This is a genomic window from Brevundimonas olei, assembly GCF_037055245.1.
GTDB classification, from domain to species: domain Bacteria; phylum Pseudomonadota; class Alphaproteobacteria; order Caulobacterales; family Caulobacteraceae; genus Brevundimonas; species Brevundimonas olei.
Genome location: NZ_CP146370.1, coordinates 22,252 through 39,675, shown reverse-complemented (window position 1 = coordinate 39,675; position 17,424 = coordinate 22,252). Strand labels below are relative to the sequence as shown.

26 protein-coding genes are annotated in these 17,424 nt (G+C 58.8%); 5 read left to right on the top strand and 21 right to left on the bottom strand.

What is annotated here, in order from left to right; translation table 11 throughout:
- Positions 1-10: 10 nt before the first annotated feature.
- Positions 11-739 carry a conjugal transfer protein TraL gene (locus V8J38_RS16860; protein ID WP_338578674.1) on the top strand — a complete coding sequence of 243 codons (729 nt, stop codon included), beginning with the start codon at positions 11-13 and terminating at the stop codon, positions 737-739.
- Entirely contained in the window at positions 736-1,233 is a 498-nt protein-coding gene (locus V8J38_RS16855) for a hypothetical protein (protein WP_338578673.1), read from the top strand. The genes V8J38_RS16860 and V8J38_RS16855 overlap by 4 nt, the downstream gene beginning before the upstream one ends.
- Before the next feature lie 71 nt (positions 1,234-1,304).
- Here V8J38_RS16855 and V8J38_RS16850 read toward each other — a convergent pair whose 3' ends face one another.
- The 16 genes from V8J38_RS16850 to V8J38_RS16775 form a co-directional block, all read right to left on the bottom strand.
- Positions 1,305-1,850, bottom strand: a complete 546-nt coding sequence (locus V8J38_RS16850; RefSeq protein ID WP_338578672.1) for a hypothetical protein — start codon at positions 1,848-1,850, stop codon at positions 1,305-1,307.
- A gap of 203 nt (positions 1,851-2,053) precedes the next feature.
- On the bottom strand, positions 2,054-2,275 hold the full coding sequence (locus tag V8J38_RS16845) for a hypothetical protein (protein WP_338578671.1): 222 nt from the start codon (positions 2,273-2,275) through the stop codon (positions 2,054-2,056).
- Positions 2,265-3,071, bottom strand: a complete 807-nt coding sequence (locus V8J38_RS16840) for a hypothetical protein (RefSeq protein ID WP_338578670.1) — start codon at positions 3,069-3,071, stop codon at positions 2,265-2,267. Before V8J38_RS16840 ends, V8J38_RS16845 begins: the two co-directional genes overlap by 11 nt.
- 34 nt (positions 3,072-3,105) lie before the next feature.
- Complete coding sequence (locus V8J38_RS16835) at positions 3,106-3,285, bottom strand: hypothetical protein (protein ID WP_338578669.1); 180 nt, start codon at positions 3,283-3,285, stop codon at positions 3,106-3,108.
- Positions 3,286-3,335: 50 nt separating this feature from the next.
- Positions 3,336-5,252 (bottom strand): ParB/RepB/Spo0J family partition protein, encoded by a 1,917-nt coding sequence (locus V8J38_RS16830; RefSeq protein WP_338578668.1) that lies wholly within the window; start codon positions 5,250-5,252, stop codon positions 3,336-3,338.
- A 210-nt stretch (positions 5,253-5,462) separates the two neighbouring features.
- Positions 5,463-5,966, bottom strand: a complete 504-nt coding sequence (locus tag V8J38_RS16825; protein ID WP_338578667.1) for a hypothetical protein — start codon at positions 5,964-5,966, stop codon at positions 5,463-5,465.
- 388 nt (positions 5,967-6,354) lie between these two features.
- On the bottom strand, positions 6,355-6,687 hold the full coding sequence (locus V8J38_RS16820) for a hypothetical protein (protein ID WP_338578666.1): 333 nt from the start codon (positions 6,685-6,687) through the stop codon (positions 6,355-6,357).
- 109 nt (positions 6,688-6,796) lie between these two features.
- Positions 6,797-7,144, bottom strand: coding sequence for a hypothetical protein (locus tag V8J38_RS16815; protein WP_338578665.1), 348 nt, complete (start codon positions 7,142-7,144; stop codon positions 6,797-6,799).
- A 26-nt stretch (positions 7,145-7,170) separates the two neighbouring features.
- On the bottom strand, positions 7,171-7,422 hold the full coding sequence (locus V8J38_RS16810; RefSeq protein ID WP_338578664.1) for a hypothetical protein: 252 nt from the start codon (positions 7,420-7,422) through the stop codon (positions 7,171-7,173).
- A 63-nt stretch (positions 7,423-7,485) separates the two neighbouring features.
- Entirely contained in the window at positions 7,486-7,752 is a 267-nt protein-coding gene (locus V8J38_RS16805; RefSeq protein WP_338578663.1) for a hypothetical protein, read from the bottom strand.
- Positions 7,753-7,817: 65 nt separating this feature from the next.
- Entirely contained in the window at positions 7,818-8,129 is a 312-nt protein-coding gene (locus V8J38_RS16800) for a hypothetical protein (RefSeq protein ID WP_338578662.1), read from the bottom strand.
- 1 nt (position 8,130) lies between these two features.
- On the bottom strand, positions 8,131-8,367 hold the full coding sequence (locus tag V8J38_RS16795) for a hypothetical protein (RefSeq protein ID WP_338578661.1): 237 nt from the start codon (positions 8,365-8,367) through the stop codon (positions 8,131-8,133).
- Between the two features lie 461 nt (positions 8,368-8,828).
- The gene (locus V8J38_RS16790; RefSeq protein WP_338578660.1) at positions 8,829-9,023 is read right to left on the bottom strand and encodes a hypothetical protein; all 195 of its coding nucleotides are present in this window, start codon (positions 9,021-9,023) and stop codon (positions 8,829-8,831) included.
- 75 nt (positions 9,024-9,098) lie between these two features.
- On the bottom strand, positions 9,099-9,476 hold the full coding sequence (locus V8J38_RS16785; protein ID WP_338578659.1) for a hypothetical protein: 378 nt from the start codon (positions 9,474-9,476) through the stop codon (positions 9,099-9,101).
- Positions 9,473-10,144, bottom strand: a complete 672-nt coding sequence (locus tag V8J38_RS16780; RefSeq protein WP_338578658.1) for a ParA family protein — start codon at positions 10,142-10,144, stop codon at positions 9,473-9,475. The genes V8J38_RS16785 and V8J38_RS16780 overlap by 4 nt, the downstream gene beginning before the upstream one ends.
- 331 nt (positions 10,145-10,475) lie before the next feature.
- Positions 10,476-10,742 (bottom strand): hypothetical protein, encoded by a 267-nt coding sequence (locus V8J38_RS16775; protein WP_338578657.1) that lies wholly within the window; start codon positions 10,740-10,742, stop codon positions 10,476-10,478.
- A 287-nt stretch (positions 10,743-11,029) separates the two neighbouring features.
- Between V8J38_RS16775 and V8J38_RS16770 the strand changes: the two genes are divergently transcribed.
- Positions 11,030-11,395 carry a helix-turn-helix transcriptional regulator gene (locus tag V8J38_RS16770; protein WP_338578713.1) on the top strand — a complete coding sequence of 122 codons (366 nt, stop codon included), beginning with the start codon at positions 11,030-11,032 and terminating at the stop codon, positions 11,393-11,395.
- A 7-nt stretch (positions 11,396-11,402) separates the two neighbouring features.
- Here V8J38_RS16770 and V8J38_RS16765 read toward each other — a convergent pair whose 3' ends face one another.
- The 4 genes from V8J38_RS16765 to V8J38_RS16750 all read right to left on the bottom strand — a co-directional run bounded on the left by V8J38_RS16765 (position 11,403) and on the right by V8J38_RS16750 (position 15,486).
- Complete coding sequence (locus tag V8J38_RS16765; RefSeq protein WP_338578712.1) at positions 11,403-11,852, bottom strand: hypothetical protein; 450 nt, start codon at positions 11,850-11,852, stop codon at positions 11,403-11,405.
- An 856-nt stretch (positions 11,853-12,708) separates the two neighbouring features.
- Positions 12,709-13,317, bottom strand: a complete 609-nt coding sequence (locus V8J38_RS16760) for a recombinase family protein (RefSeq protein WP_338578714.1) — start codon at positions 13,315-13,317, stop codon at positions 12,709-12,711.
- Between the two features lie 81 nt (positions 13,318-13,398).
- Entirely contained in the window at positions 13,399-14,790 is a 1,392-nt protein-coding gene (locus V8J38_RS16755) for a helix-turn-helix domain-containing protein (RefSeq protein WP_338578711.1), read from the bottom strand.
- Positions 14,791-15,120: 330 nt separating this feature from the next.
- Positions 15,121-15,486 (bottom strand): hypothetical protein, encoded by a 366-nt coding sequence (locus V8J38_RS16750; RefSeq protein ID WP_338578710.1) that lies wholly within the window; start codon positions 15,484-15,486, stop codon positions 15,121-15,123.
- 355 nt (positions 15,487-15,841) lie between these two features.
- On the opposite strand from V8J38_RS16750, the gene V8J38_RS16985 reads away from it, so the two are divergent.
- Together V8J38_RS16985 and V8J38_RS16745 are read left to right on the top strand one after the other, a co-directional pair.
- Positions 15,842-16,195 carry a helix-turn-helix domain-containing protein gene (locus V8J38_RS16985; protein WP_422388355.1) on the top strand — a complete coding sequence of 118 codons (354 nt, stop codon included), beginning with the start codon at positions 15,842-15,844 and terminating at the stop codon, positions 16,193-16,195.
- Positions 16,167-16,490: a helix-turn-helix transcriptional regulator gene (locus V8J38_RS16745; protein WP_338578709.1), complete on the top strand. Its 324-nt coding sequence runs from the start codon at positions 16,167-16,169 to the stop codon at positions 16,488-16,490. Before V8J38_RS16985 ends, V8J38_RS16745 begins: the two co-directional genes overlap by 29 nt.
- Positions 16,491-16,745: 255 nt before the next feature.
- Here the strand turns inward: V8J38_RS16745 and V8J38_RS16740 are convergent, their stop codons facing one another.
- Positions 16,746-17,315: a transglutaminase-like cysteine peptidase gene (locus tag V8J38_RS16740; protein WP_338578708.1), complete on the bottom strand. Its 570-nt coding sequence runs from the start codon at positions 17,313-17,315 to the stop codon at positions 16,746-16,748.
- Positions 17,316-17,424 lie beyond the last annotated feature (109 nt).

Sequence of the window (17,424 nt, the reverse complement as noted above, 5' to 3'; positions counted from 1 at the left end):
GAGGCACCAGATGCACCAGGTTCACATGATCCTTCAAGGCAAGGGCGGCGTCGGAAAATCGCTGATCGCAACCCTTCTCGCTCAATGCCTTCTCGAAAAGACGGAAGGACGTGGGCCAGGCCTGATCGACACCGATCCGCTCAATGCGACCTTCCACGGCTACCAGGGCCTGGAGGTCGAACACCTCCAGCTGCTGGATGAAAACAACAAGATCATCGAACGTCGCTTCGACGCCATGATGGAAAGAATTCTGACAGAGGATCGTGACTTTGTGGTCGACAATGGATCTCCGTCGTTTCTCCCCGTCACGAGCTACCTTATCGAGAATGACGTGCCGAGCATGATCGCGGAGGCCGGCAAGCAGCTGGTCGTCCATACGATCGTGACCGGCGGCGCCAATCTGATCGACAACATCGCCAGCTTCGCGGATCTTGTGAAGCAGATGCCGCACGAAGCTCGCATCATTGTTTGGGAGAACAGCTACTTCGGGCCGGTCGAGGCCCAAGGGAAACGCTTTCAGGAAATGGCAGCCTTCCTGAACAACCGAGAGCGCATCCATGGCCTGATCCAGTTGGAAAGACATGAAAGCGACACCTACCGTGAAGACCTCGAACTATTGTTCAAGTCGAAGTTGACGTTTGAAGAAGCGCTCTCGTCAGACCTCTTCGGGGTAATGCCTCGCCAGCGCCTGAAGAATGTCCGCAACAAATGGTTCGAGCGGATTAGGAAAGTGCTGTGAAAACAGAGCAAGGACAACTGGACCTTCTATCCGGCCCACACGCGGAGATTCCACCGCTCAACCTGGAACAGGTTGTTGCGGAGGTGTTCAATCGGCACCATCAAAAAACGACCAAGGACGATCCAGTCTATATGATCGCGACCGTCCTAGAGTTGGCGGCGCGCCACTACGGCCGTCATGCGACTGCTTGGCTCGCTGTCGAACTGAATAAGCAGCGGGTGACGACGGACGAACAACTGGCTCAAAGCACGTCGACGGCCGAAAGGCTCGTTGAAGAGGGCACCGCCTACATGGTTGGTCAAGTGGGCGAGGCCGCAAAGAGCATCCTTGTGACTCTCCCGAAAGATGTGGCCTCGGCGGTAAAGGCGTCCGCCGCTGCTGAATTTACCGACCAACTGAAGGAAATGAAGCGCATACGCGCCGTGACGCTGATCGGCGGCGGCCTCATTCTAGGGGCCTGCCTCGCATCGCTAATCTACGCCGTCCTCGCCTGAAAGGCGCGACGGGAAAACAAAAAGGGCGGCGAGATTATCGCCGCCCTTTTTTCTGCTCAACGGACGCTGCCTCAGGTGTCGAGAACCGGAGCGTCCCAAAACTCCAGGATGGCTTTGGCTACCTCCGTCAAAGGCAACGCCTGCGCCCCTCGATCCCGGACAATCCAGCCCTTTTCGTTCATGAACGCGGCCAGATCTCGCACGTCATCATCTTCAGTGCCGCCCTGGACATCAGCCGCCGCCGCGCGTGGCGCGACCTGGCCGTCTCGCTGGACGAGGAGCGCGGCCGAATTTGCACTCGGCGTCCAGCGTCCCAACGCATCAGCCCCGTCACGATCAACGCTCAAGTCTATCGGCGCGTCGGCATGAATCCTTCCGCTACCGATAGGCTTCCAGAACTCGCTATAATAGAGGCGCCGTCCATTCACCATCAGCCGGGCAGCCGCTGGGCGGCCTACAAGATCATCCCTAGCCAGAAGGCGGCGAAACGCTGCGATAGCGAGCACCGGATCATGGGTCTGCGTCCGTCCAACCTTGTCCGCTCGCTGCTCTTCCGGCCAGTGCACGTCGACCTTGAAATAGGGCCTCGTGTTGCCTGCATCAGTTGCCATGTGCATCGTCCCTGCAAATTATAGATAGGCGGCCACGCAACGCATCAGCGGAGGCACGCGGCTTTCGGAGCCTGTCGTCTCGGCCGTTGCGCCAGCCGTGGATGTAAAGCTCAGAGCGGTTGGTCGGCCCCAATTCCGACAAGTCTGATCGAAGGCCATCCATGTAGCCTTCGGCCACCTCGTTGGCCGCATTAACAGAGAGCGTAGCATCAGGCATCCTGACAGCTCTCCGGTGGCAGCACGCCCCCTCGCAACTCAACCGGCGCGTAGTTTGAAAAGGTATGGCGGGCGAAAGCATCGGCTTCGCGCTGATAGTAGAAAGACCCGTGCATTATCTCGACGCGAACCCACACCGTGCCATCAAAGCTGGCGAATGAATAAAGACCGTTCGCCTTGATGAACGGGCGAACCTGCCCGACCTCACACTTCACCTGTCTGCCCCTTTTCTGCAAAACACAGAGGGCTCGCGAAGCAGAGCGCACGGAAGGGGTAGGACTTGAGATTTTCCTTGTCACGCGCATCTGGCCCGGCTTCGGCCCATAGCGGACCGTTACGCGGGTGGATCGGAACCCACGCCACAACAGCGGTGTCTTCGCGGGCTTGGGGCGGGGGATGGGCACCGAAGTAGAAGGCATCGAAGGCGATCTGCTTCTTGGCGGTGTAATCCGCCACGTCGCGGTTGCGATGACGATAGGTGGCCCACCACGCCTCGAACTCGGCCGGATAGTCACGCTCCCCCAACTTAGCCGGGGCTTCCTCGCAGCTGGCGAGGGCGGCAATCAGGTTGCGGAACTCCGGCCGGTCGGGAATGCCGTGAGACAACCCGGCCTCGGCCCGGTCGCGCCCCGCTAGCCAAACGGCGATGCGCGGCGTGTTGGTTTCATCAGGCCGCGCGACGCCAGCGAAACCCGAACGATAGAAACGCTCCAGATCGCCGCGCATCCAGCCGTTGCGGACGAAAAGGTCGTAGGCGTTCTGAGACCTCCGATCCTTGAAGGTTCGACGTGTCACCGCCTCTCCTTTCTCGCGCACAGGGGCGGCTCTCTCTTCAGAGACCATAGCGATTGCAAGCGCGTCGTTGAGGCCCTGCAATCGGCCGTCTTTCATCCGCTCGGCCGGGGTTCCGGCGCGGTAGGTCGTCCCTTTGACCTGATCGTATTTCGCGCGGATCGCGTCAGACACCGCCCCGCCCTCCTCGCTCACAATGCGGCTAGGTGTTTGGCTCATTGAATGGTCTCCACCTGCACCCCTGCCAAACGGATTAGTATGTCTTCGGCCGATAGTCGGCTGCCGGCATTTCGAAGAAAGCCTCAGCCGCCGCCTCACTGGCCTTCTGGTCGGCCGTCTTTTTTGAGGAGACAATCGCCGCGCCGATGACGCCCGCCAGCACCAGACAAGCCAACGCAATCGCGACATCATACTTCATATTTTTCATGGTCATATTCCAATCATGAGAGAAGGGGGGCCGGGGACTAAGCCCCGGCCGTTAGATTACGCTGCCTCGGCCACGTCCTGGACTTCGCCATCTTCAACCTCGGCCAGCGCCTCAGTTTCCGAATGACGGAAGATGGCCGGAACCCAGCGAGCCCCATCCAGAGCTTCCTCCGCGCGCTGCGCCAGTTCGCCCTTTTTCAGGCTCGCCATTCCTGCCGCCGCTGGCGCCCCGACAACCTCTGTGACCGCTTCCAAGATCAGCGGCTTACCGACACGCGAGAAGTAGTTGTCCGCCGTAGCCGTCCAGTAGTCGGCCATGTCGAGGGAAAGGGCCTGAGCAAGGCGCTGGCCGGACCGCACCGACTCCGACCGCGAATGACCGTGCTGAAGGGCGTTGATCAATCCGCTCGATGCGTAGGCCAGGAACACCAGAAGACGGTCCTGAGACTGTTCCAGCAGGAAAGACCACAAGTCAGCCTTTTCGCTCGGCAGGGCCTCGGCCATCTGCTCGCGAACCTTCGCCAGTGCAACGCCAGCCACGGTGTCCGACAGGTCGCGCTCATAGGCTGCCATCGGATCGGCATAGCCCGGCCCCTGCAAGCTGACGCAGCTGAAGAGATCACGGTCGAACCCATTGTAGTGGGTCTGCATCAGCAGGCGGTGAACGACCGCGACCAAAGCAACGCTCGGCTGCGCCGCGATGGCAGCCCGCATCGCCATCGTGTGTTCGCCGGACAGGGCCTCCCGCAGTTTACCCGACAGGGCCACGACAGGCTCGCCCGCGCCCTCGCCATCAGTCGAACGCTCAGCCTTCATTTCCGCAGCCCGCCTAGCCTTGGCCTCGGCCTTGCAGATGAAGCCGCGTTCAACAACAACCTGCCCCTTCGCAATCGTCACCACAGCGCCGCAGACGGCGATGTCAGCCGGATCATACTCTTCCCCGGCGTCATCATGGATTTTCTGGACCTCGGCGTCACAAACCTCGACAGCCTCCCAATCCTCGGCCTCGCTGTGGGCCTCGGCCTGAGCCTCCAGCTCTTCAACGCGCGCGGCTGCCTCGGCAGAGAGGCTGACAGGCTTCGCCGCAACCGTGCCCCACTGATCCCGGATCGCATAGTTCAGCGTCGGATGAATTTCGACCCACTTCCAGCCCTCGGCCTTCACCTCTTCCTGTTTGGCGCCCAGAATCTTCAGGGCCAGAGACTCCAGCAGGGCGGGGTCTTGGAAGTAGGCCCCGCCATCATCAGCGAACAGGTCGCGACGGATGGTTCCACCGGCCGCCAGATAGGCTTCCTCTCCTACAATCGACGCCAGTTGGTTGCTCGCCGCCTCGACTTCATCCTTGGTGATGCGTTGACGAAGGTAACGCTCCTGCCGCTGCCAATCATGCTCAACACCGAACCACGCTTCTTCTTGAACGGCGTGATCTTCCGTCAAGCCCAGCGCCCGCATTTGAGGGCCGCTGATTTGGTTTTGACGGTAGAGGTCCAACAGCTTCGGCGACACCCGGCCAAGGGCCAAACGACGACGAACAACAAGTTCGGTCTGGTCGTAGCGCGCCGCGATCTGTTCCACCGTCATCCCGGTTTCGGCTAGGCGAGCGTAGGTGATGTATTGTTCGGCCGGGTGCGGGTCCAGACGAACCATGTTTTCTTCAAGGCTTTCTTCAAGAGCCGCCTGGGCAGTCGCGCAAACCGCCACCGGAACCTCATAGGTCTTCTTGATGACCTTGGCCTTGACCAGAGCGTTGAGGGCGCGCCAGCGACGGCCGCCGACGTGAACCTCTGCCTTGCCCGTCTCGGCTCCATCCGCGTCCAGCTGCATCGTGACCCGCAGGTTCTGCAGTAGCGGGGCGTCACCCGCCTGAACCCGCGCCGTCATGCTGCCGATCAGATCCGATACGTCCACGTCTCCCTGACGCATGTTGAGGCTGGAAAGAACCAGATTGCTCAGGGCGATGGTCGTGATGGTCATTTGGGTAGTCTCCAAGTCAATGGCCCAGCAAGCCCGCTGGGAAGGTCGTCGGCCCCGCCGACAAGTAGAAATATAGGCGCTCTCGGCCCAAGTAGCAAGAATTATTCTTACATATCTTGGGTTTATATTTCGCCCATCACCCCTCTGCCTGGTGCAAAACGAATGAACCGGCCCGACAAGGGCGGGAGGCCGAAGCCCCCCACCAGCGGGTCAGAAATCCAGATGCCAGTTTCCATCGCCATCTTCACAGACAAGACGAACACCAAGTTCCTTCTGTCTAGCAGATGAATAGGTCGTGTTCATTGTCGCCTTGGAGACAAGGTAATCCATACTGATACCTACAATAACCTGATCGGGCGAACCATATTTCTCCACGATCAAAAACCTATCCTCGGTCGCCTCGCCGCAAGCATCCTCCATTTCAGAGGCCACGGCATACCACGCCTCCCCATTGACCATAGACCGCTTGCAAGCATCGACAACAGCCGCTTCCCCGGCGCTCGTAATCTCTTGCGCCCGAGCCTCGATCGCCGTCTCCACGACGCCGCGCTTCGACGCCATCAACCGCTTGACGAAATCGACATTCGTTTCGCCAGAGAGGTGCGCCTCGTTCGGAAAGCTGCCCATGACAGCATCAATCACCAGAAGCTGCGACAGAGCCCCGTAGCGAGAGTGGTTCATCAGATTAATGATCGCCGTGGCGCGAGAAGCCATTTCAGTAGTCTCCAAGTCAATGGCCCAGCAAGCCCGCTGGGAAGGTCGTCGGCCCCGCCGACAAGTAGAAATATATACCACGACCGACTATCAAACAAACGAATATGGCCGATAACCAAAACTATATTCCGACCCAATATCTTTTTGGTGCAAACCAAAGCGCCGTAAAACGCCCTCCCCCTTATTCTGCAAGAACCTCGCAATCAGTCATCATCCACCCGTTAATTTTGTAGGATAGTCCGTCATCATCACTGATCAGAACGAAGGTTCCGTCCAGGTCTGCGTCGTCCGGCACTTCCCCCTCAAAATCGCTCGTCCCATCACTACAATAAATCCTCATGATCGCCCCTTGAGAAAAGGGCGGGGCCACCATAGCCCCGCCGAATGATCAGGCCTGGGGAAAGCAGCCGACTAGCAGCTGACCCACTTCGCCCCATCGACCGTACCTGCCGGCATCGGCCGGGAATACGCCTCCCCAAGCAGCCTTACCGGCGACGATTGCCCTCGCCGCCGCTTCGACCGCCGCCCGCGCCCCCTGATCCTCGTCCAGAACCCGGCCGAGCATTTCCACGAACCCCTCCCCTTCCACCACGCGCGGCAGTTCGATGTTCGCTTCGACTAAGGCGCCTGCGACGAGAAGCTTCACCAAGTCGCGAAGATCACCGGCCGCCATCAAGACCTTGATCTTCGCAGCAACAGTTTCGGATGAAAGTTCAACCATTTTCTTTCCATGATCGGCCCAGCAAGCCCGCTGGGAAGGTCATCGGCCACGCCGACAAGATAGCCCCTGACATTAAAGAGGAGGGGACCGAGGCCCCCTCAACATTACCTTATTCTTTGCTCTGCATCCTCTTGAGATCGTATTCGGCGTCGCTGCGCCAAATCTCATAAAGGGCGTATTGCTCCTGCGTCAGACAACGCTCTTCGGCCTCAAGAAGCCTCTGACGAAGGCTTATGTTTTCTTCTCGAAGCGCCCGAAAGCGCTCTACGCTTTTCCAGTCCGCCCTATAGGCCATAACCGCATAAACCAATGCAGCAGACGTAGCAGCTGAAACGCCGATGGTTAAAACAGTGATCAGCATATCGAATATTCCCATGATCGGCCCGGCAAGCCCGCCGAGAAGGTCGTCGGCCCCGCCGACAAGTAGAAATATACGCCCGACGAAATTAATAGGCAAGAACTATTCTTACCAATTGTGTTCATCTACCCAAGTAGAATATCGCTCTCGTAGGAAAAGTACCACGTCTTGCGCGGGGCCGACCAGGACACCTTCAGGCGGTCGGACGGCACCAAACGGTGCGCGTAGTACAGCCGAAGCACCGCCAGCTCCGACCCAAAACCATAGATGACGCTCCCTATGGCCTCGACCGTGATCGGCTCCTTGGCCTTGCGGGTCCATTCGAGACTGATGCGCCGCAGCTGGGCGTCGCTGATTGGTTTGCCGTCTGAAGACATGATGATTTTTCCAAGATCGGCCCGGCAAGCCCGCCGGGAAGGTTTGGGGAGACAGCCCCCGGATCAGTAGTCGTAAGTCCAGAAATCCCCAGCAGCGTCCCAGCGCGCGATAGCGACGTGGAGACAGGAAGACGATTCACGATCGAGTTCGCTCGGCTCATAGTCTTTCGCTCTCGCGGCGAAAGCCTCACCAAATGTCTTGTAGAGGCGACCGACATGCCGGTCCCCACCTTCCATCCCTGCCCCCTCGATAACAGCCCAGGCTTGCCCGTGTTTGGTGTTGAACGCCCGCGTGCGGGCCAGCTTCGTGTCGGGGCTATCAGCCGCCATGATGCACTCTCCGATGACTAAGGATGGCGGGGCGGCGCTGGCCGCCCCTGTTGATCCGAAAGGCCCTACCCGGCCCACTGAAAGACGGGTGCCCCCCTACGCAGTCGCCGCGCTTCGCGCGCCGCCTTGACCTCTGCGCGCCACTCCGCGTCAGCAGGGGTATAAGAAAGCCTCGCTCCCCAATACCCAAGGTCCAGAATATCCAGATGGGTTCCTGCAATATCGGCTTGCCAGAAGCGACACCATTCCTTGATGTCAAACTCACAAATGAACCGATAGGCTTCGGTATCATCGAAATGAAACCGCTTTTCGATGATACCCGACGCCGCACAGACAGTCATTTGGCCGTGCGTTCCGGTCACTTCAAAGGTCTTCATTTCAGATCGTCACCGGCTGGACGTTTCCCGAGCGGGCCAGAAGGGCGGCAGCGCGCCACTCGGCAGCTTCGGCTTCCATTTCCACGGCGAAGTCGGTCCCTGCATGGGCATTGGCGACCATTTCGCACCAAGCGGCGCGCGACTCGCGCGATTCAGCAACTCTAGAAATAAAGGATGCAGTAGCCATTGATTTTTCCAAGATCGGCCCGGCAAGCCCGCCGGGAAGGTTGTTGTTCACAAAGTGAGAATAGCAAATACTGACACTGATACAACAACTATCAGATCAAATACTAAGATTTTTTCTTACCCGACCCACCTTTATGGTGCCAAACAGCGGAGCGGCCTACCGCCGTCTTGGCGGGATGAAGATCGTTCCGTGACGCAAACGGCGCGCGGCCCTTCCTATAGCCACGGCCTGGCGCCACTCATGACAGGGGGGCACATAGACCCCGGCCCGCCAGTGTCCGACGTCGGATAAGTCGAGCATCTGCCCATCGGGCCTCTCCCCCCACCAGATGCGCCATTCCTCCAGGTCGACGGCAGACACATCGGACTGACCAGAATGCAGGGCGCGAAGAACGCGCCCGTCATTGGGCGACACCAAAAGGAGCTGGCCAAGGCCGACGACGGTTACAGGTGGGGCGCTTTCGTTCGCAGCGGCTGCAGCTGGCGGAAGCGGGATAAAGGATCCGTCCATGCTCAATGCTCCGAGGCGTCGCGAATGAGCGGCGGAACGAGCAAGGCGATGTTGATCAGGACCGCGCAGATGACCAGGGCGGCCTTGCCGGTTGGGCCAAGAGGCAAGAGAAAGATCGACACCAAAAGAAAGGCGTCGAGGAAGACGGCTACTCGGATCGCAAACGAAATCGACATGAACGCGGTTGCCCCATGCAAGGTATAGGCTGACGCCCGATAGTGCGTCAGCCTATACCCCTAAGGAGCGATTGAACAAACTACCTATTCGTCAGGTCAGCCCTTACCGTGCGCGGCGTCGAAGGCGGCAACCGCTCGCTCAAACCCTTCAGCCACAGACCATCCGTTTTGTTCGATCACCCGATAGAGAACATCCAAGGTTTCTGGCGAGGCCTTTACGCTCCAGCTTTCGGTCCGCCCCGTCCTATAGGTCCGCTTTTCGCGTCGGCTTCTTGGCGGCTGAGAGGGGGCCTGCACGTCGGCGGAGACCTCTGGGGCCGCCTCCCCTGCCCCATCAGCACGAACCGCCTGGTCACGCGCTGAGAAGCCTTGCCGCTCAGCGGCCTCTTCTACAGCCGCGATGTTTACAGGCTTGACGGGCTGCCCGACCGGAAAATCTGACAGGTTCAGCATACTTGGGCGCTTGGACATCATTCCGCTCCTTCCTTCAACGCAGACAGGACTTCATTTGTCAGGGCTTCAGCGTTCTCGATGGCCCGCTCGATACCCGACACGGATTTGGCGGGGAGCCGTTGCAGCGATCCGCCGAGCGTGAAGATCGCCTTGAACGCCTCGCGTTCAACAAGCTGGACCTGGAACGCGGGGATGTTGTTGGCCTCAAGATCCTGTTCCAGTTGCTTGAGATTGAGCGATCGGATCGCGGCCGGCGTTCGGGTCAGAAGTAGCCTATGCCTGACCGTCTTGCCGGTGAGCCGCTTGTGGTCCTCGATCACCTTCAGCGCCTTTACCGCCTGGTCGGAATCCAGTGACGACGCCTGACAGGGGATGACAACTAGATCAGAAATCCCCACGGCGTAGGCGACAGTTAGTGAAGCAGTGCCTTCCGGGTCCACAAGAACGAACTGATTTTCGGCCGCAGCTTTGGTGATCAGGTCGAGAATATTGGACTGGTTGCCATCGGGATAAACCGTGATTCCGTCTGGAAAATTCTCTTTTGCAGCCCACCTGACGATCGGCTGATTAGGGTCTGCGTCTACGATCCCGACCTTGGCGCCAGCCTCGGCCAGGGTGGTTGCAAGCACGACCGTCGTAGTCGTCTTCCCTGCCCCGCCCTTGGACGAAACCACTGAGATAACCGCCATCTTCTTCACCCTTGCTGAGCTGGGGCAGGGGGCAGACCGTCTGCGACCCACGGACCCACCAAAAACCAACTGACAACCACTCGACCGCCGACAACTGCCATATAGACAGTCTACGCGCGACCTACAGGCAATCGACAGACGGCCAACAGGCCGCCAACTGAAGAATGTCTATAGACTGACAGCTGCCTGACCGTCAACCACAAAGAGACACACCGTCCGCTTTCGGTCCGCACACTGGAAGCTGACCGTCAGGCCACCGACAAGCAACCGTTAGCCATCCGGCGACTGACGGTAGGCCGACGGAAGACGGATAGAATACTAAAGGTATACCTTACGGTAAGGTGATGCGAATGCCGACGCGCTCAAACCACGCCCCGTCGTCGGCGAAGGGAAGGGACAAGGGAAGGGCCACGGCGGCCTCAAACTCCTCGACCATACGATCAGCGTCCGCGTAGCGGCCCAGCGGCGCTGACTCGGGATCGCCGCCCGCGAACGACGAATAGGAGTAAGAAACCGCCGATGACCCATTGAGGATCACGAAATCGCTCCCATCGCCGTCGCCGCTCGTCACCTCGTCCTGGATGAAGGGCCAGTTCACGGCCTCGACAGCGGGCCCGAACCTAGCCCCAAAGTCCTTGGCGTGGGGCTTTAACCCAGCAATGAGCAAGTCCTTGAAGACAGCCCAATTCGATCCCGAGACGATATACGCCGCCCCGTCTTGCACCAAAACCATAGCTACCCCGACTGCAACAGCAGACACGTCACAGCGACAATGTTACAAGGGTTAGGAATCCGAGCCAAGGCCGGGCCTTGACCTTGGACGCGCCTACAGTCATCCACGAAGATTGCCGCAGCCTCGGTCGGCGCTAGATGACGTCCAATTGAATGGAAAAACCGAAAGCCCCTGCCTCGCGAAAAGACCCTAGAGGCGGCCAACCCTTCGACCCCAAGGCCTGGCCTGAAATGGAAACTTTCAGGCTGAATCTGATCAAGGCCCGCACAGCTAAGGATCTCAGCCAGAGAGAACTATGTACGCTGACTGGCCTCTCGCAGTCCTTCTATTCCGGCCTGGAAACTGGACGGCGAAACCCGACGATCCAGTTAGTCGCTGAATTGGCTCGCCACCTCGGCATACCAATGACCCAGCTCCTGCACGACAAGACCGAAAGCCCTATAGGACGGGAAGTCAGCTGGGCGTCCCGGATAGTCTCAGCGGCCCGAGACGCCGAACCCCCTAAAAGGGGCGACTAGGGCAGCTCTAGGCCGCCCTTGCCTTCCCGATAGGGGAGGGGGCACCAACGTCACTTTCGAGCCCCAGGGCGGCTCTCAGGGCGATTGCGAGGTTCCTGGCGATCTCGGGTGTCAAGAAGTCGACCGCAACAGATACCGTTCCAACAACGTCCCCAAAGTCGCGCACTTGGGCCTCTGCGCCCTCCCGCATTTCAGTGACGAAGGCCATCCAATCGGCCCAGGCTACGGCATAGAGCTGATCGTGTTCCTGGACGATGTAATCAGCAAATGGATCTCGGTCGCCATCGTCGAATGCCGTCTCATCGGCTAGCAGGGCCGCGACTTCGCCGGAAAACTCACCCACGCTACAGCCAAAGCTCGCCGCAGGATCGGCCGCGCCGTCGGCGCGAGCTTCAAGGAAAGCAAGCCACTGGCGGTCCGTTAGGACAACGACATCTCCCTGGTCCAAAACAATCATAGCTACCCCAACACCCGGCGCGACCGCCAACACGACGCCGCAGCGCCCCCTAAACACGAAAAATTAGCGGTATCCTGCCCAGCTCGCGAGTTCGGGCATCGACGTAAAAGCGAAAGCCCTCTGCCGCCCTTGTGCCGTCTCTGGAGCAGTAGGATCGACGCACCCGAACAACACACCGTCGTCTCTCATAACCGCGTCCCGGCCCCATGCGTGCCCACGCGCCCAGACCTCAACCTGATGTCGGTTCTGATCGGACAAATCAGCGAAACGCATCGTCAACCTGAAGACTCTAAGCTGGGCTGACAGGCGAGATTTGCCCATCAGCCCAGCCAAGGGAGAGAAGAAAGACCGTTGCAAACGGGGTCTAAGAAGCCACCTCGAGCGACGACCTCTGCTTGCATATAAACAAGCAAGGCTAATTCTTGCAACATCGTTCGATGGCAATCCTGCGAAGCCAGCGCACCGACTCCAAAATGCCACGCTCCGCCCTTGCTACCCTCTTGTGGTGCAAGAGGGGGCGTTGCGGGGTCTCCCCGCTTCCTGGGGGTAGCGAGAAACCCATAGGGGTTCACGCTCAGGGGCGGGGACCGCCCCCTTTAACTGCACCAATCCTAGCGAGTTTGATCGTCGCTCTGTTTAGCGCCGGCCAGCATCTTTGCCCGAATAACTTCAGCCTCATCCAAGAGCATGTCGTAGGCCCACGCGGGCCCAAGCCGCGTAATCAAACCAATGACCACGAGCTGAAGCCCTCGTTTTTCTTTAGGGGGTATCCGCCGGGGGAGGGGCCTTACGGCGGCACGGGGGAAGGGCGTCACGTTCTGATCAGACATCAAGCACCAGGCAGCGTGAGCTGAAACTAAGCAGCAATTCTACGGTAGATGGTCGAGAGGGAGACGCCGGCCTTGACGGCTGCATCCTCTTTCGAAAGTTCGCCGCGGGTGATCTTGGCCTCCAGGGCTCGCCAATCGTCGTCGCTGATCTTTTCACGCCTGTCGATCGAAGCGTCGCTCAACCGGATCTCCCGGACATGCTGGGCAAACCGGACCATAGCATTAACGAAAACAGAAGCCTCGGCCCGTTCGAAGGTCGAGAAGGCTTCAAGGTCAGCAAGGACATGAGCGCCCCTTTGGGAAATGAGTAACAAAACCTCCCAAAGGCTGTCATCACGCCAAGAGATTTGCTCAAGACTGGTAACGACCAAAACATCCCCTTGTCCCAGCGAGGCGATAGCCTCGTCCAGTTCGGGTTTCGTCACGGCAGAGCCTTTAACACGATCCACGAAAACACGCTCGCAACCCAAGCAGCGCAGCTGGTCGGCCAATCTGACCGCAATATCGTTCGGGCGCCCTGGGTGAACCCGCCCATAACCGATCACCTGAGGAGCGTTTCTCGCATTCGCAGAATTTTTGAATTTCGCGAGAAGCGTGCCGACGCTCGATGGTGATTTGTCTTGGCTATTCCCCATAATCCGCAAACTACATATCTCGGCCGGAAAGGATAGCCCGCCGATGGCGAGTAGGGGCGGATATGCCGCAGATTTTTCCGCTTAGCTGATCTGATTTCGCATCAACCGATCCCAAGAGAGTCTAAGGTTCGCGACCTCCCACGAAGAGTCAATCTTTTCAAGGATGCCCAGCAGATAGGCGAGCGGGGCTTTCACGGTTTCAGTGTATTCGGTGAGCAATGCCGCGATCGCGAATGTGAGCCGGCCATGCTTTTCGGACAGTGCCAGGATAGCGCTGCGCGAGAAGCCGATCCGGGCAGCGCTGGCCTGACCATAGGCAGCTACGATGTCCTCAGGCTCGATCAGATCTGGATGGGACACGTATCGCATGGCCTTGCGCGCCAGAAGGGTAGGCAGGGACTGGATTACCCGCTCGACGGTAGGCAGCTGGACGCGTTGGAACGGCTTGCAGTCTGAAAGGCTGATCTCGATCCACTCGGCCCCGTTGGCGGCATCTTCAGCTTCTTGGTCGGCGTTGTAGTCGCCAAAATAGATCACGTCTTCTTCGGAGAGCCTGTGTGCTTCGTCCTCTCCGGGTTGCCCTTGTGGGCAGACCGATTGCTTCTCGGCCTTACTAACGACTTCAAAGTCCTTCTTTAAGTCTGAAGGGAAGGAAGTAGGATGTAATTGGGCGCCGATTTCAACAGGCTCGGGTGTCGTCTGTGTCATGTGGACAATTTCCGACACATGATGATCGACGGCGGCTTCCAGTAGCGACAGGGAGGCCTGGGCCTGGGTGAGGCCCATGTTGATGAAGTCAGGATCTTTGCGGCGCCGCACCGCGTCGATCGCGGCTATGGCCTGGGCGGCGATAGCCTGGTCGCTTGCAGAACTAAGCAGCGGTAGCAGCGAGCGGATGCGGTTACGGATTGAGCTCAAGGAGCGCCGCGCGCTGCGCGCGAGTTTGGCCGCGGCGCGGATCTTCTCGCGCACATCCATCAACTCGGCGTAGCGACTGACGACCGGCCGCAGGTCAATACCGAAGGCTTCGTCGGGGCTTTCTGCTGGGCCAGACCGGAATCGACCCTTGGCCGGGGAGTCGCGGAATACGATCAACCGGGCCGCGGCCAACTCTGCGCGATAGCGAGCGAGGGTTCGCACGGAGACGTCCAGCTTTTCGGCCAGATAGGCGTCGGGATAAGTCGACACCAGGGCGAGACCAGCGCGAGCGAGATCTGCGCCACGTAAAGAAGGCTCATTCTGAAAGCACGCGCTGGGCTGAAGCTTGAGGGTCAGGTGCAGATAGGCCAGCGCGCCTTTCGAGACGCCGAGGGTGGCGGCAGGGATATCCTCCAGGATTTCCAACAGGCGAGTTTTCGAGCCACCGGCCGGAAGTCCGCACCAGGACGCGGCTGCGCGCTCAGCCAGACGGAGCCCGGCGGTGATTTTGCGTAGCCCTGACGGGCCTTTCGACGTTTGTTCGTCGTAGGTCATTGGGGTTCCCCATGAGGGGAGGGATAGGCAAAGCTTCGCCGCCGCCCTTACGAGCGTTTTTTGTTGACATGATGCGGGAGGTCAGGCACAAGGGCGGTGAGTTTATTGACTTGTTTGCCTCTTGTGCATGACCGCCGCCCCTCTGGGTCGGCGGTTTTTCTTTGTCTCTGGGCCCTCCAAAAGAATCGATGGCGTATGGGACCGACATAATCGAGTCGGGTCAATACGTGCGCGCAAGTGCGCGTTACGCGCAACTGCGCGTAACGTGATTGCCGCAAGGACGATTAACGAACGGTTAACGTGGCGGTGGAAGGCGAAGGTCGGGCGGGATTAAGCCGCGACTGCAGTTGGCGCAAACTCAGTCGTCGCGCGCTGGGCCTTGCCGTAAATCGGCCGAAGGCCGGCATCAAGGAGGGTAAACACCAGATCGCTGATGGTCACGCAGCGCTCTTCTGCCTGGTTGCGAAGGGCCTCATGAAGGTCGAGGCCCAAGCACAGGTTGATGCGGCTGTGATCCGTGCCGAAACGGCTCGCGCGCCGCACTGTGGCGCTGCTGAGGACGGATAGCTGATCTTGGATGATAGGGGAGACGTTCAGGGAGACAGAACCGCCATTCTTGAACGCAAGCGTTTCCGCTGCCCGGCGAAGCTCGCGGGGCAGGCGAACACTGACACTGCGACCATTACGTTCAGTCATGCCGAACCTCCTCACAACCAATATGGCGTGAGCCGACTCAGCAAGCAAGGGCAAAGGGTCCGCGGCGTCAAAAAACGACGGTGAATCCCGAAGTTGCGGGCGTAGATTGTTCACACACATTAACCCGGCGGCTTCGCCTAGGAGGAATGTATATGCTGCCGTTTACACGATCGAGCGTCAGACGCAAGGGGTGACAAAAGCGGCGTGGCGTTGAGCGCCGCCGCGCGTCGCTTGTGACGAACGAGTCCGTTTGCGGAAAGGTAACATTCCACCTACAAGGCGTCGGCTTCAACGTATCGAAAGACCGTTGGAGCCTGGGGAGGGGTGCTGGCGTTGTCGGGCAGCGGCGGCGCGGATGCTTGGCGCGGTAATGAGGGACAGGCGCCATATGGCACCACGCAAAGAAGTCGATCCCGATGCCTGGCCGGAAGTCCAGTTCTTCGTTGAGAGGCTTATTGGCGCCCGCCATGCGGCCGGGCTTTCGCAACGGCAGCTAGCCGAGGTAACGGGCCTGGACGCCAGCTATATTGCTCTACTTGAGCGACGCCGTGCGAATCCCTCTCTGCAAGTCATGATTGTGTTGTCGAGGGCCGTAGGGGTGCCGCTCGGCCAAATGCTCCCAGGCCGTGTGGAGGGGGGCATGAAAACTGCTGCCGTAAAAGGGACGGAGGTTCACAATAATGACCGAGAAAACGAGCAATCGCATTAAGATCGACTTTGAGGCGTGGCCCGAAATTAAGCATATGTCTGAACAGCTTAAGAAGGGCCGCGAGAAAGTCGGCATGACGCAAGGTCAAGTAGCGGAAGCAATAGGGACGGCACAGACTTATATCGCATCCGTAGAGAACGGTTTTGGAAACCCCTCGGCTCAACTCCTGGCTCAACTGGCTAGGCTCTATAAAATCGCGCCGGGCTCGCTGTTCCCTAAAACGATAGTGAAAATGAGTCCCCTTATAGTTAAGCGCAACATTAAGGAGGTGTCGTCCAAGCCGCATAAACAATGATGCGGCTCGGACGAAGGATCACCGTCTTTTGTCGTCCAGGTCTTCCTTGGGAACATCGAAACCGATGGCAAGCAGTCCGCGCATAATTATAGCTCTTACGCTTGTGTTTTGCTCAGCTGCCTTTTTCTTAATTGCCACGTAAAGGTCGGGGTCGCAGTTGGCTAGGAGTTGCTTTGGCTTCTTCCTATCCGCTGTGTTCATGACTCATTATATTCCTTTCTTGCCACATATAGAATATAGGAACGAGCTGGGTCTTCACAGGTAGCGCCTCCCATTCCATCGGACCAGCACGGCGTCGTCGCCTCCGGCGCTTTGGATGCCGTCAAACGAATACCCAAGACGCATCAATTCCTCCAGGCTCGTGATGGCGCGCGCACGAATATCGAAGACTCGTGTTTGCTCTTTTCCACGTTCCTTGCCGCGGATGAGTAGCACCATATGAGGTTCGCCTCTCTCGGTCTTTCCTGTAGCGAGAAGCAGAGAGTCCGCTGGGAAGCCCTGCGCGATCAGCATATTGCGCATTGCCACACTGATTGACTTGCAGTCTCCGACACCGTTCTGGCGGGCGTCAGGGATAGCGGAGAGAGAAGCGTAATCGCTCCCGTCGACGACATAGGCAACAGACGCCATCAGGCTTGATCGCAGTTGTTCCAACAGGCGGCCGTCGCCGCTTTCGAACAGGACCAATTGAGTTGCGATGCGGATCGGTCCGCTCCCGCTGGATTCGGCGGCGTAATGCTCAGACGCAGCAACGGGGGTCGTGATCATGGCGCCAGCCATTACCACGGCTGCCAGAAGAGAAGAATTCGCCAGGAATTTTTGCATGTCCGTCTCCTTGAGTGGGGGTTCATCGCCAAGCGCGATATATATACATATATAGGTATATATCGAGTATGCAAGCCTTGCGACTATAAAAAACAAAAAAATGTAAGAG